The organism is Candidatus Binatus sp., assembly GCF_036567905.1.
Classification (GTDB): domain Bacteria; phylum Desulfobacterota; class Binatia; order Binatales; family Binataceae; genus Binatus.
The window spans coordinates 1-13335 of the sequence record NZ_DATCTO010000076.1; the positions used below are offsets into that span (position 1 = coordinate 1).

Consider the following 13335-nt stretch of genomic DNA (forward strand, 5'->3'; position numbering starts at 1 on the left):
CGATGGCAGGGCTGAGCCCTGCACCCAGTAATAAGAGAAGCTGCGGGACTTCGTCCCTGTTAGAACTGGGCAAGGGGGAGAGGTGTCGAGACGAGCAGGGTCTCGATGCCGCGTGAATCGCGCCGGCGGATCACGAGTCCCGAGTCGTCAATCTCAATTTCCTCGGAGTCGCCCATCCGCGGCTCGTAAATCCACAGGTGCGGATCGTTGCCCCGCTGGCGGCACGACTGTTTGCTGGTGGCAGCGACGAGGGTATTCGGATCGATTGCCGCCACCCGTCCGGTCCATCGCGTCTGCCCGCGTTCGCGAATGTGGGCAATGGTCAGAGCGCGGAAGACGATCAGGTCGGCATCCACTTCGCCATAGCGTCCGAGCTTGGTGGTCAAGTCGTTGCGCCCGCCCATCGCGCCGACGTTCCCGCGCAGAAAACCGTCGGCTGATTCGTAGGTGGCATTGCGAGTGAAGGGGCCGCGGCTGTAGCTGACGACTACGCGCCGGATGAGCCCGGCGTCGTCGAGCACGGCTTCGACTTCGTACACGTTGGATCCGCTCGCGAGGCGCCGGATGCCGTGGATTCTGCCTGCGGCCAGGGTTTCATCCTCGACAGCGATCAACTCGCCGGCGCGGCGGACGTCGTAGCGGAACTCGCCGTCGGCAATCAGCATGCTCGAAAGCTAGCCGCTCGGGTCGGGGCGAACAAGTTTGCCGCGCAGGCCGTTAATCAGGCATTGTGTCGGCTTGAGGTCCCGGTTCATTGGTCGGCGCCGGGTCTCGCACATCAGAGAGGAAACGCTCAAATGAACTGGCAGGAGTATTACCGATCGCGCACGATTTCGGCTGACGAAGCGGCCGCAATGGTAAAGGCGGGGATGCGGGTGAATTTCCCGCTCGCGGCGGGAACTGTGATGCAGGGCGCGTTGGCGGCGCGCGGCAAGCAGATCGGCGGCGTGGTCGATCTCAGGATGTCGTCGCCGATAATCGACCCGGGATGGCTAAGCGGAGAAGCCGCGGCGCATTTCCGGCTTGAGTTCGAGCTGTTCATCGGCAACATGGGACGTCCGTCGCATGACAGCCATGCGGCCACCTACCTGCCCAATTTATTTTCGACCGGCTTCAAGCCGCACGACGAACGGCCGGCCGAAGACAAGCCGATAGATTTCACCTTCGTCAACGTCACCACGCCCAACGCCAAGGGATTCGTCAGCTTCGGGCCGCATCAGTGGAACAAGCGGATGTACGTGCGGCGCGCGCGCCGTGCGATCGCCGAAGTTGACGCCAGCATGACGCGCACTTACGGCGACGTTTACATGCATGTCTCGGAGTTCGCCTATTTCGTCGAGGGAACTCCACCGCCGCCCGATCTGGCCGCTATCGAGCAGGCGCTGGCGGCGATGGACGCGGAAAAGCGCGAGGGCATCCGCGCGATCATTGCGGAGGCGGGAGTCGAACGTATCTGGCCGATCGCTCAGTATCTGCAACGCACGCCACTTCAGGATCTGCGCGTGTTGCTCAGCCTTGCGCAGCCGGCCGAAGAGTTAAAGGCGGTAGCGGGATACCTGAGCGAACTGGTCGAAGACGGCGTGACGATTCAGATCGGAATCGGAGAACCCGGTTCGCAGATGGCGCGGCTGGGCGCATTCGACGCCAAGCACGACCTGGGGCTGCATACCGAGATGGTCGCGCCGGGAATCGCGCGGCTGGTTGACGCCGGGATCATCAACGGCCGGCGCAAGACGATTCATCGCGGCAAGGCGGTGGCGATCGCGTGGACGGGCTCGGATCCGGACGACTTGCGGATAATCGACGACAACCCGGCGTTCGAGCTTTACGATCCCGACTACGTGCTCAAGCTCGCGACGGTTTCCTCGAACTACCGGCAGACGTCGATCAACAATGCGCTCAGCATCGATCTGACCGGTCAGATTAACTCCGAGAGCGTGCTCGGCGCGCGGATGATGAACGGTACCGGAGGCCAGCCGGAGACTCATATCGGTGCGTTTCTATGCCCGGGCGGACGCGCGATTACGCTGCTGCAATCAACCGCGGTGGGCGGCGCGATTTCGCGCATCGTGCCGCAACTCGAAGCCGGCGCATTGGTAACGGTGCCGCGTTATTTCGCCGATACTGTCGTGACCGAATTCGGCATCGCGCGGCTGCTGGGCAAGAACCATCGCGAGCGCGCCGCCGAATTGATCGCGATTGCTCACCCGGACCATCGCGCGGAGCTGAGGGAAGCGGCCAACCGACTGTTCGGCTAGACCGTCAAAACGCACCAAAACCGCGCCGATTCAGTGCTGAATAACACAATGAGGCGCGGTATATCCCCCTAAGGCTTGACCTTAGGCGGGAAATAGTCCAATAAGAGAGTCTATAGCGCAGTTCACCTTTTATGGTAGCTTGTTTGCCAGCGTAAGAACGGATAGGCGCATTAAAGAGGAAGTGAAAGGATGGCATCCTCGACGAAGGTGCTGACAGTCAATGAGCTGGCCGAATATCTGCGAGTACATCGCTCGACGATCTACCGCCTGCTCAAGAAAGGACAGTTGCCCGGTTTCAAGATCGGAAGCGACTGGCGCTTCAACGTCGAGGTAATCGATGAATGGCGGCTGCGCCAGGGACCCGGCATGCTGGAAGAGGAAGGGGCTGATTAGCGGGCGGCATCGTAGCGCCGCAATCCCATTTCGCTGAATTCAAAGCATCCCCGGTTTCGCCTGCTCCCGATCTGTCGCTGAAATCACGCCGATCCATTCACAATTCGGGGTTAATTTTCAATTTAATCCGACATTGGAATCGGGCGAGTTGTCGCGCGCACGCGTGCGCGGCTAGAATCCGAACAACCGAGTTGCCGCGCGCATCGAATTTCCGCGCGCGATGATCGCGCAGAGTCATGCCGACTGAGATTTCCGCCAGGACACGACTGTTCACCGAATCCGTAATCCGCGAGATGACGCGACGCGCGCTCAAGTCCGGTGCGGTGAACCTGGCGCAGGGATTTCCCGACTTTCCCGCGCCGGCCGAAATCAAGGAGGCCGCCAAGCGCGCGATCGACGAGGAATACAATCAGTACGCGATCACCCACGGCTCGCCGAATTTCCGCCGCGCAATCGCGGACAAGGTGCGCAGCTACAACGCCATCGCGTGCGACCCCGACCGCAACATCACGGTAACCTGCGGCGCGACCGAGGCGATGATCGCGACGATGCTGGCGGTGATCAACCCCGGCGACGAGGTGATCATCTTCGAGCCGTTCTACGAGAACTACGGCCCCGACGTGATTCTGGCCGGTGCGACGCCGCGCTACGTGGCGCTGCGCGATCCGGATTTTTCGATCGATCGCGCCGAGCTCGAAGCGGCATTCGGTCCGCGCACCAAGGCAATCGTGATCAACACTCCGCACAATCCGAGCGGCAAGGTCTTCACCCGTCCCGAGCTCGAAGCGATCGCCTCGCTGTGCCGGCGTCATGACACGCTGGCGATCACCGATGAGATTTACGAGCACATCATTTACGGCGGCGCGCGCCACGTATCGATCGCGAGCCTTGCGGGGATGGCCGAGCGGACGGTGACGATTAGCGGGCTGTCGAAGACCTACTCGATAACCGGATGGCGGCTGGGGTACGTGATCGCCAGCGAGAGAATCACCGCGGCGATTCGCAAGGTGCATGACTTTCTGACGGTGGGCGCGCCGCATCCGCTGCAGGAAGCCGGGGCCGTCGCACTGCGGCTGCCGGAATCGTTTTATGCCGAGCTGACCGCGATGTACGAGCGCAAGCGCGGCGCGTTGTACGCGGCGCTCACGAGGGCCGGCCTGGAATGCAGCAACCCCGACGGCGCGTATTACATCGTCGCGGAGATTGGCGGGCTCGGATTCAAAGACGACTTCGCGGCGGCGGATTTCATCCTCGATGAAGTCGGCGTCGCCGCGGTGCCCGGTTCAAGCTTTTACCATCGGCCGGAATTGGGGCATCGGAAGATTCGATTCACGTTTTCGAAAAGCGACGAGACGATCGCGGCAGCCGCCGAGCGCCTGAGCCATCTGCAGGAGAAGCTGGCGGCGCGTTCAAGATTGGCGCGACGAGACTAAAACAGGTCGGATCGAGGCCCGAGAAATCGGGTCAAGAAGCCTTCTTGCCGCCCTGGATGGTGCGCAAGCGCGGGCGCTCGATTCCGCCCGACAGATAAACCAGCACGGTCCACGCGCTGCGCGTGAGCGGGTAGCAGAGCAGCACGCTGCCGGCGGCGACCGCGCTCAGAAAAAATATCTGGACGGCATCAGAGAGGCGCGCGGCGAAGGCGAGAATCGCCCAGCCGATAAGGAACGCGCCGGAGGCCACCGCGAAGTCGAGATACATCGCGCCCAACGTCTCTCCTGGATCCTTCCAGAACACGACGTGGCATCGCGGGCACTCGCGATTCATCCTGAAGTGCGATCGGAAAATCGCGCCGTTTCGGCATACCGGGCATCGGCAATTGAGCGCGCACTTGATCAGCGCGGATGGGGAATCGTTCGCCACGATCCTGATATAACCGCGCGCCGCGCGTGAGGCCAGCGACTATGTCAGGCGGGTATTGTCTGAATTAAGACACTGAGCGCGGAAAATTAAGACACCCTGTTGTCAGGTCGCTTTATTGAACTCGTCCGACGGGACCACGATTCGCGTGAAGAAGAGGACAAGCTGAGCCTGAAAAATCTTCGTCGCTTCTTCCGTCATGGACACCACACGTTCTGACGCAGCCACCATCTGTCGATCAACGTAAGAGATGCATCTCAAGTCGGCGCAACTATCTTCCCAACCGGGGATCTCTGACAGCGGGACAAGATTGGCGCGCGACCGCTGTAACACCAACTCGCGCTCTTCGGGAGTAAACGCGGTGAGTGGGCGTATCGGGGCTATGAGAACCCGCGCGGTGTCTTTCGGCTTTTCCAAATCGCAACTGTGCGAGACGACCAAGCAAGGAAGCATCTTGCCAGCGGCAAGATAGTGGCCGACACCATTGTTCCCCGGCGACCATCCTGTCAATTCTTCCCAGCCCGATTTCCCCTGACGCAACGGTCGGCTCCGCAATGGGCGGAGGGGCATAACAGCGCATCCGGAAATTAGGAGCTCGATTACGTCACCCTGGGACAAGCCTTGCGGGTTTAATTCGGTCCGCCACCAACTGGCCATCGGAATCGAGGCCAGCGGCGGCTAGGTAAACGGATCGGGATCGAAATCCGAGTTAGCCGTTTCGTCCCGCGGGAACTGGTCAAGAAAATTGAGCAACCTCGGCCAGTAATCTGGTTCCACGTCTCGAAGCTGCGAGTACTTTTCCTTTTGGTGACTCACGTCCGCGAAAGCGGCTCGCTGAACCAAAGCGGACTTGGGCAATGCCATAGTGGCCGGGATCAATGCGGCTACGGTGATCGAGAGTATCGTCGCTTTTGCCGCCATCGCAAGCCACTTTTCCTTGGCCCGTTTTGGGAAACGGCGTTCGGCTCGTCCTCGGACGGTAGTGACACCATCGCGCGACCAGTCATCCGGCTGATATCTGTCTAGCTCGTTCATGTCCGGCGCACTCCTACCTGCCAATGTTCTAGAACGTAGGCAGGTCGGATTTCAAGGACTCCATTCTATCCAGAATCGCGACCAGCAGGCCAGTGCCCAAATCAACCCGCAAAATCGGGTCGAGCGCGAATTTTCCACCCCGCTGGGCGACCGCCAAAACGAACGGTGACGAATTGTAAAAATCCAAGCAGGCTTCGCGCCCAGAGAATGCGGTCAAAATCACGTTGCTTGTTATGAACGTGGTGTGTTCAGGTTCGGCTTGAATGTCGGCCAGCGATTCGACCATATGATGCTGGTTAGAATATTTGCTGACAGCCGGATGGAAATCCTTGCAACTTCGCAAGAACTGAATAACGGCTTGCGCGCTCAAGAACACGACGACTGCGGAACGCATTTCCTTCGGGGATAGCAACCGCTGCTGACCAAGTACCAACCGGACGCCATCGCCGCTGAATAAGATTGCGGCACCGTCGGCTAGATAGCGCCGATCGGGGACCGGCGCATGCGAAATATCAATATCGAATTCATAGGCGGTGGTGCCGTCGGTCTGCGCTACGGTTCGCCTGATTACCTCGATTTCCCTGCCCTCGCCGGGACGCAGCTTGGGCACTACCATCAGTTTGCTTTTCGCCATCGCCGGAACGTTATCTTATATCAGCCTCGCGGTTTTGTCATCTCCCGCCCGGTTGGTTCCGGCTGGCCCGCTCTAGTGAATTAGGACACTCGCAAATTCAACTTAGGACATTCGACCGCGAATTAGGACAGCGCCGTCAGGCGAGGATCAGATGCTCCAGTTGAAGCCGAGTTCGGGTCCGATCATCTGCACGCGCAGTAAATTGCCCACCCCCGCGGAAGTCTGCGTGTACTTCGAGTAATAGTAGTTTACGCCGGCAAATGGGGCGAAACCGCGCCAGTCGCGGTTCGAGTAAACCACGCGCCAGTGAGTCTCGAAGCCCGATTGCGAGTCGTAAACCGTACCGCCCTCGCTGCGGCCGGAGTCCCACTTGTTGGCCCAATAGCCCTGCGCCGTCAGCTCGAACGCGAGGTTGGGCGCCAGCCATCGCCGCGCCTCCAGGCCGATCGCCGGTATCGGCAGCCCCTTATCATGGAAACGGATTCGCGCCTCGAACAGCGAGCGCTGGCTGAACTTTGGCGAGCCGTCGTTGATTCGAAAATCGTTGTACGTGAACTCGAGTCCGATCTTTGCGCGCAGGTCCCATCCCTGAAGAAAGACCGGCAATCCCTGTTCGCGATCCTGATACAGCGGCGTCAGGCGGCGCTCGTAGTATCCGCCGAACGTGTACCATCGCGTCCCGCCGGGATTCAGTTTCTGATACGCGCGGGCGGAGTTACTGAAGGTTCCGCCCACCGGAACCACAAATGGATTCTGAGACGCGGAGATTATCGTTCCGCCAAATGCCAGCGGTTGAGTTTGCGGTTTGCTGCCATACAAACCGAAGTATCTGAATTGGAACTGCGCCGCGTTGACGCTGTCGAACCAGTACGAAAGCAGCACCTCGGGCAGTTGCATCTGCGAGACGCCGAGGTCGTGCTGCAAGCTAATCGCGCTGTCGGGAAATGAGTTGATCCGGCGGCGCAGCGTGTTGGCGCCAACCAGGAACTGGTAGGTGTCGCCGGCTTCGATGTCGATTTGATGTGGCGCCGGCGTAAGCAAATCGAATCCCGGCTCGCGCAACGACGCGAAGTCGCTCGCAAAGCAGTTCGCGCTCGCTACCAGAGCGGTGACAACCAAAGCCATTGCTAATCGAACTAAACGCATGGGGCGGGATGCTGACCGAATGGCAGACCAATTTCAAGACACGTTCTATTGGGCGGAAGCGGGCTTTGCCGTCTCGTCAAGGACGGGCGCCGGAGTTGCGGGCGCAGACTGAAATCCGTCGGGCAGATCCCGCGTCGGCGAAATTCGAATCACGACTATCTGGCCTGAATCCAGCTTGGCGCGAGTGGGACGGGCATAGCCGATTCGCGCGAGCATATATTTCTTGGGGTAACCCGCGATCACCTGGTCCTGCAGCGCCTTGTCCTCGACGATTTCCGCTTTGCCGATGAACGCCGGGCCGGTGCGCGAGCCAATCCATACGAGCGCCGGGCTGCCGCGCTTGATTCTCCTGGCCTTCCAGCTGGCCGGCGAGGTTTCGATCAGGACCTGGTTGTCGCCGGTGGTAATGAACCAAACCGGCGCGGCTTGGCTCTGGTTGCCGTCTTTGCGAACCGTTGCAATATAGATGTAGGTGGACTTGGCAAGCGCGCCGGCGTCGCGCGGTGAGGCGGCGGCGATCGCGGTCGCGGCGGGAGCGACGAGGGCGGCCAGGAGAACGGCTGCGGCCATGAGATGAGAACGATTGGCAGCGGAAATTTTCATGCAGCGCTCCATCGTCAATCGCCGAGATAGCGGCGACGCACAAACACTTCTCCCAGGAACAGCATGATCACCAGGGGAATCAGCCACGGATCCGCGTTGCGGCGAAAGGCCACGGTCTGGCCATTATGGCGGACAATTGTCGCGGCCGGCGCGTCGAACGCGCCGTGGGTCGCGGTTGATAGGCGGCGCAGCAGTTCGAGATTGGGCGGTTTGATGCGTAGCTCGGCGCTGTCGGCCGGAATCGATCCGGCGGCGGCGAATTCGCGCTGCTCGAGGATTTTTTCGGAATCGCCCGCTTTGAACATCAACGTCGCGGCGTACTTGCCGCGTGGCAGCGGCCCGACTTCGCCCCGATAGATCGAGGCGTCGGCCTCGGTCATCGCAACGTCGATGGCGCGTCCCGGCCCGGTGATCCGGCAGACCAGGTCGCTGACGGGATTGCGATCGGCCCTTTCAGCCTCGACCGTGATCGATCCGTCAGGCGCGCCATGGACGCGCATCGTGAACATCCCGGAGTCGCCCTGGCGCATCGTCCAACTCGCCACCTGCGACCAGAATTCCGCGTAGCGGTTCCATCGAATCCAGCTCAGTGTGGCAAGCGAATCGGGTACGGCGGCGAAAATCGCGGTGCGGCCGAGTCCATACTGCCACGCCGCGAGCAGCGGCGCAGATTTGCCGGCGCGCGCGACTTTGAGCGCGACTTGCGCACCGTCCTTGGGCTCGGCGGCGGCGAAGAAATCTATCGGCGGAATCTCCTTGATGCTGATCCCGGAGAGCATCGTGGTTGCCTCGCCGGCTTCGACGGTGGTGCGATCGGGCTTGCGCCGGTTCATCGCCTGGCGCGTCAATCCGACCAGCAGCAGCGGCAACTTCTCGATATCCTGCACGCGATAGAAGACGCCGCCGGTCGCCTGCGCGAAGTCCTGCAGCAAGCGCAGATTGGCGAGGTCGGGGCCGATGCGGATGGTCGAGACCGGAATGTGCTGGCGGGCGAATTCGGCGATCAGGTCGTCGTGGTCCTGATACTGGCGGTTGGTGTCGCCGTCGGTGAGCAGAATCACCTGGCGCACCGCGATGCCGCTCTGCAGAATCTCGCGTTCGGCGATTTCGAGCGCCTCCTTGAAGTCGGTGCCGCCGCCGGGTTGCAGGCGATCGATGCGGTTTTCGAGCTCGCCGCGATCTTCGCCGAGCGGCTGCAGATGCGCGAGCACGTACGGCTGCGAATCGAACGCGATCACGCCGGCTAAATCAGTATCGTCGAGCTGGCGCAGCAGCGCGATCGCGGCTTGCTTGGCGTAGCGAATTCGCTCGCCGTCGCGCACCGCCGGATAGCGCGAGTCGTAACTCATCGAGTTCGAGCGATCGATGCAGAGGTAAACGGCAATCGGCTCGCGCGAGGGCGGCGGCGGTTGCGGCACAAACTTTACCGGCAAGGCCTTTTCCAACTCGCCGCCGGCCAGTGTCTCCTGGCGCAAGGTGTCGCCCGTGACGACCAGTCCGCCGCCGTAGTCGGCGACGTAGCGATTGAGCGCGTGCTGCGCCGCGGGCGTCAGCGATCCCTCGGGCACGTCGTCGAGGATGACCAGTTGATAGGGCAGGTAATCCACCGGGTGTTCGCTCAGGCTGCGGGGCGACACGAAATCGATCTGGTAGTTGCGCATCTTGAGCGCGGTTACGAGGCTTTCCGGCGGCGTGCTCGAGGCGATCAGAATCCGCGGCGCGCCGGTCACCGAAATCGCGGCCTCGACCCGCGGATTCAACGCCACCCGCGGAGCAGCAATCGAGACTTCCGCGCTCATCAAGTATGCACCCGCGCGCTCCAGCCGATAGGGCAGCTCGAAGCGGTTCAGCCCCGGCTTCAGCGTGATCGATTCCCCGCCGACGGCAGTGCCGTCGCGGTAGAGCTTGAGTATGGCTGCGACCGCAGACCGCGATTCGCTGTCAACGTCGATTCTGAATGCAAAGCGCTGATCGGCGCGGATCGTGTCCGGGGAATAGAAATTGGTGACCGCAATTCTCTCGGTAGCCGACGGCGGCGGCGCGGCGGCGAAAATTCGCACACCGTCCTCGAGCATCGCGGGAACCTCCGCCGCCGCGGAATCCTCGGTTTCGTTGCCGTCGCTCAGCAGCACGATTCGCTTGTCCGCTTCCGGCGCAAACAGGCTTTCGGCCGCGGTCAGCGCGCCGGCAATATTGGTGGCCCCTTCATCGGCGCCGTGGCCGAAATGCCCCAGCAGCCGGGGATCCGTCAGCGGTGCAAGCAACCGCGCGTCGCGGCCAAAACCTACAATCCCGAGCTGGTCGCCCGGAGCCATCGCGGACTTCAACTGTTCGACCTGGCCGCGCATCCAATCCTGCTGATCGGGCGACACCGAGCGCGACTCATCGAGCGCCACGACCACCGCGACGCTTTGCGCGGCGATACGCCCTGGAATGCGCAGCCCCGCGAGCATCGCGACCAGCGCTACAACGCACAGCGCGCGAAGTGTCGCCGCCGCAGCGCCCGCCAGCCGCATTCCGCCGCGCATCGCGACAATTCCCGGCGCCACGGCCACCGCCGCGAGCAGCAGCAGCCACAGCAGATGCGGCCGATCAAACATGGCGCATCCCCCAGCGGCCGGCGTGGCCAATCAGCATCGCGGATTCAACCGTCAGCGCGAGCAACGCCAGCGCGAGCAAAATGAAAACCAGCGGCTGCGCTTCCCCGGCGGATTGCGCGTTCGATGCGGCAGCGGCCTTTTGGGCCGGCGCGCTCGCTTCGGCCTGCGACTTGGCGCCAAGGTCGGACTCGGCCGCGTCGTAATAGTTGGCGAACACCTGCGTCGTCTCTCCCCCCGACTCGACGGTGTAACGCCCGGCCTGCAGCGGACGGATTCGCACGCGGCCCCATTTGTCGGCCGTGACGGTGCGCGCGCTTGCGTCGGGCTGGGTGACGCGCGCGGTTGCGGTTGCGGCTACGCTCACATCAGCGCCGGTCGGCACGATCAAAATATCGCGCGGCGCGATCAGTTGCTTGATCAGATCGACCGTCAGCACCAGCGCGTCGAGATGATCGGGGGCGAGCAGAAGATGATCGCGGACGTCGAATGCGAGCACGCCGACGCGACCGCCCGCACCACGCCCGATCGCGGCCAGCGGGATCGACCAATGAGCGGGGCCGGTTGCGGTCGCAATCAAGGCCATCCATTCGGGGATCGCTACGATTCGCGTCGCGCCCAGCGCCAGGGATTCGACGGCGGGTGCTTCGCCCATCGCGTCACCGCGAACATCGGCGCTCGCAATCGTTCCATTGACGGAGATTCCGATTGCGGCGGCGTACGGCAGGTTCTTCGCAAGTTGCGGCGGATAGATGAGCAGCGTGGACGCCGCCCCGGCCGCGGGCAAATAGCAATCGTGCATGACAGCCAGTTCGAGCGGCTTCGCGCCGGCGCCGGATGCGCGCGCATGCGCAAGATACTTGGCGGGATCGGCGGTCTCGATCTGGAAATTCGCGTTGACCGCGAGCAGCACGCGCGCGATATCGTCGCGCACCGCGGCGTCGGGCGAGAGGACCAGGGCCTGCGCCGCACGATCGGACGGCGCGTAGGCGTAGCGGTTGTTGTCTGCGTCGATCGCATCGGGAGTCAGGATTCGCGCGTGCAGCACACCTCCCGACTTGAGCGGTCCGAACGGGACCACGACCTGTTCACGCGGCGCGAGCATCAGGGTCTGATGAAACTCCTCGCGGTTGCCGAGATCGATCGCCAGTTCGCAGGGATGAGGCCGCGCGGAGAAATTGCGAATCACGGCGCGGCCGCGCGTCGAGCCCGGGATGCCGGCATCGAGCGACACGATCGCCAGGTTGAAGTCGCCGGAACCGACCAGGTGGAAATTTACCCGCGCGGTCGGGGCGGCGTCGGCCAAAATCGCAGCCGGGGGCGGCCGATCGGCAAACAGATCGATTTCCGAGGCGCCGCGCGCGCGAATCAGCGCCGCTCTCAGAGCCGCCGTGCGTGCGGGCAGCGCCATGGGAACCAAGTCGCCGAGCACCTTGCGCAGGTCAGCCAGGTTCGCGGTCTGCGGATGGCGCGCCTGCGCCTCGAGTGCGTATGCGATGACGCTGAACTCGTCTCCAGCCGGCGCTTGATCGATTATTTCCATCGCCTCCCGGCGGGCCTGGTCCAGTCGCGTGCCGGAGCCTTCGCGCGCGCTCATCCCGGCGCCGAGATCGAACACCAGCGCATGGATCCGGCCGTGACCGGGGGTGCGCGGCCTCATCACGTACAATCCCGCGATCGCCAGCGTCAGCGCCGTCAGCGCCGCCAGCTCGAGCCAGAACAGCGGGTCGATCCGCACGTGACGGACGCTCGCAACCGGCGCGGGCGCTTGGTCGAAGAGCATCAGGCTCGACACTTCGATGGTCGGACGCGAGCGAGCGCGCAGATAGATCAGCACCAACAGCGCGAGGCTGAGTCCATAGATGAAGTTCTGCGGATTGAGGAGACCCACGATTATCTCACAATTCCGAGCCGCGGGAGTTCGCGCTCCATAATGCTATCCAGATTGCCCGCTCCGAACGCCTGCGCGTAAGTAATCGCGTGCGTCGTGCAGATCTCACGTATCCGCGCGGCTATCTTTTCGACCTTGCGCCGGATCGCGGCGGCCGTAGCCGGGCCCAGCACGGTCTCGCGGACTTCGCCGGTCTCCGCGTCGCGCACGCGCAGCAGTCCCGATGGATACGAAGCGGTGCGCTCCTGCTCGCCCATCACGTGGACAACTTTTACCTCGTGGCGCGCCATCACCAGCCGCTTGAGCGCGTCTTCGACGTCGCTTTCATTGACGAGGAAATCCGAGATGACAACTACCGTCCCTGCCGGCCGGCGCTGCAGCAGCAATTGATCGACGGCCGCGCCCAGCCGGGTCTCGCCGCCCGCTTTCACCGACATCACGAACGGCCTGAAATTGAGGTATGACTCGCGGCGGCGATGAAACGGCGTGGCGTCGAGCTTCATCGCCCCACGATGCATCGAGAATGCGCCGATTCGAACCGCGTCATTATCCGACATCCCGATGTACGCGAGCGACGCTCCGATCGCCAACGCGAGCCCCAGCTTGTCGTCGCGCTCGGGCAATCCCATCGACGCACTGGCGTCCACCAGCGCGGTAACCTCGACCTGGCGATCGGCGCGGTAGGTTCGCAGCATCAATTCGTCAAACCGCGCGAACGCGTTCCAATCGAGAAAGCGCAAATCGTCGCCGGGCGCGTACGCCTTGAAATTTTCCGGTTCGATTCCGAGCCCCTGGATTCTGCCCAGCGCGCGCTGGCCCGCGCGCACCGTGCGGGCACGCTTGATACCCAGCACCAGGCGGTCGAGCTTGCGCAAAAATTCCGGCTCGAAAGCGCGTGCTTCGAGCATCGCCGGCTGC

The 13335-nt window shown here is 62.6% G+C and carries 13 protein-coding genes; 3 read left to right on the plus strand and 10 right to left on the minus strand.

Annotated elements, in window-relative coordinates; translation table 11 throughout:
- Positions 1-59 precede the first annotated feature (59 nt).
- Positions 60-665, minus strand: coding sequence for a hypothetical protein (locus VIO10_RS11970; protein WP_331964285.1), 606 nt, complete (start codon positions 663-665; stop codon positions 60-62).
- Between the two features lie 132 nt (positions 666-797).
- Here VIO10_RS11970 and VIO10_RS11975 point away from each other — a divergent pair, with 132 nt between their 5' ends.
- From VIO10_RS11975 to VIO10_RS11985, 3 genes are all read left to right on the plus strand, one after another.
- Complete coding sequence (locus VIO10_RS11975) at positions 798-2258, plus strand: acetyl-CoA hydrolase/transferase family protein (protein ID WP_331964288.1); 1461 nt, start codon at positions 798-800, stop codon at positions 2256-2258.
- Between the two features lie 189 nt (positions 2259-2447).
- Positions 2448-2651, plus strand: coding sequence for a helix-turn-helix domain-containing protein (locus VIO10_RS11980; protein ID WP_331964291.1), 204 nt, complete (start codon positions 2448-2450; stop codon positions 2649-2651).
- A gap of 236 nt (positions 2652-2887) precedes the next feature.
- Positions 2888-4084 (plus strand): pyridoxal phosphate-dependent aminotransferase, encoded by a 1197-nt coding sequence (locus VIO10_RS11985; protein ID WP_331964294.1) that lies wholly within the window; start codon positions 2888-2890, stop codon positions 4082-4084.
- A 31-nt stretch (positions 4085-4115) separates the two neighbouring features.
- On the opposite strand, the gene VIO10_RS11990 is transcribed toward VIO10_RS11985, so the two are convergent.
- From VIO10_RS11990 to VIO10_RS12030, 9 genes are all read right to left on the minus strand, one after another.
- On the minus strand, positions 4116-4514 hold the full coding sequence (locus tag VIO10_RS11990; RefSeq protein WP_331964297.1) for a hypothetical protein: 399 nt from the start codon (positions 4512-4514) through the stop codon (positions 4116-4118).
- Positions 4515-4616: 102 nt separating this feature from the next.
- Positions 4617-5051: a hypothetical protein gene (locus VIO10_RS11995; protein ID WP_331964300.1), complete on the minus strand. Its 435-nt coding sequence runs from the start codon at positions 5049-5051 to the stop codon at positions 4617-4619.
- A 138-nt stretch (positions 5052-5189) separates the two neighbouring features.
- On the minus strand, positions 5190-5546 hold the full coding sequence (locus VIO10_RS12000; protein ID WP_331964303.1) for a hypothetical protein: 357 nt from the start codon (positions 5544-5546) through the stop codon (positions 5190-5192).
- Between the two features lie 28 nt (positions 5547-5574).
- A complete protein-coding gene (locus VIO10_RS12005; RefSeq protein ID WP_331964306.1) occupies positions 5575-6180 on the minus strand; it encodes a hypothetical protein in 606 nt (201 codons plus the stop codon).
- A 147-nt stretch (positions 6181-6327) separates the two neighbouring features.
- Positions 6328-7305: a hypothetical protein gene (locus VIO10_RS12010; protein WP_331964309.1), complete on the minus strand. Its 978-nt coding sequence runs from the start codon at positions 7303-7305 to the stop codon at positions 6328-6330.
- A gap of 66 nt (positions 7306-7371) precedes the next feature.
- Positions 7372-7896 carry a pyridoxamine 5'-phosphate oxidase family protein gene (locus VIO10_RS12015; protein WP_331964312.1) on the minus strand — a complete coding sequence of 175 codons (525 nt, stop codon included), beginning with the start codon at positions 7894-7896 and terminating at the stop codon, positions 7372-7374.
- Positions 7897-7943: 47 nt separating this feature from the next.
- Complete coding sequence (locus tag VIO10_RS12020) at positions 7944-10529, minus strand: VWA domain-containing protein (protein WP_331964314.1); 2586 nt, start codon at positions 10527-10529, stop codon at positions 7944-7946.
- A complete protein-coding gene (locus VIO10_RS12025; protein WP_331964316.1) occupies positions 10522-12417 on the minus strand; it encodes a BatA domain-containing protein in 1896 nt (631 codons plus the stop codon). The genes VIO10_RS12020 and VIO10_RS12025 overlap by 8 nt, the downstream gene beginning before the upstream one ends.
- Positions 12418-12419: 2 nt before the next feature.
- Positions 12420-13325 carry a DUF58 domain-containing protein gene (locus tag VIO10_RS12030; RefSeq protein WP_331964319.1) on the minus strand — a complete coding sequence of 302 codons (906 nt, stop codon included), beginning with the start codon at positions 13323-13325 and terminating at the stop codon, positions 12420-12422.
- Between the last annotated feature and the right edge of the window lie 10 nt (positions 13326-13335).

What these genes read in the sequence shown, in the direction of transcription:
- VIO10_RS11970 (WP_331964285.1), bottom strand. Translation starts at nt 665, where the DNA reads ATGCTGATTGCCGACGGCGAGTTCCGCTACGACGTCCGCCGCGCCGGC.
- VIO10_RS11975 (WP_331964288.1), top strand. Translation starts at nt 798, where the DNA reads ATGAACTGGCAGGAGTATTACCGATCGCGCACGATTTCGGCTGACGAA.
- VIO10_RS11980 (WP_331964291.1), top strand. Translation starts at nt 2,448, where the DNA reads ATGGCATCCTCGACGAAGGTGCTGACAGTCAATGAGCTGGCCGAATAT.
- VIO10_RS11985 (WP_331964294.1), top strand. Translation starts at nt 2,888, where the DNA reads ATGCCGACTGAGATTTCCGCCAGGACACGACTGTTCACCGAATCCGTA.
- VIO10_RS12000 (WP_331964303.1), bottom strand. Translation starts at nt 5,546, where the DNA reads ATGAACGAGCTAGACAGATATCAGCCGGATGACTGGTCGCGCGATGGT.
- VIO10_RS12005 (WP_331964306.1), bottom strand. Translation starts at nt 6,180, where the DNA reads ATGGCGAAAAGCAAACTGATGGTAGTGCCCAAGCTGCGTCCCGGCGAG.
- VIO10_RS12010 (WP_331964309.1), bottom strand. Translation starts at nt 7,305, where the DNA reads ATGGCTTTGGTTGTCACCGCTCTGGTAGCGAGCGCGAACTGCTTTGCG.
- VIO10_RS12015 (WP_331964312.1), bottom strand. Translation starts at nt 7,896, where the DNA reads ATGGCCGCAGCCGTTCTCCTGGCCGCCCTCGTCGCTCCCGCCGCGACC.
- VIO10_RS12020 (WP_331964314.1), bottom strand. Translation starts at nt 10,529, where the DNA reads ATGTTTGATCGGCCGCATCTGCTGTGGCTGCTGCTGCTCGCGGCGGTG.
- VIO10_RS12030 (WP_331964319.1), bottom strand. Translation starts at nt 13,325, where the DNA reads ATGCTCGAAGCACGCGCTTTCGAGCCGGAATTTTTGCGCAAGCTCGAC.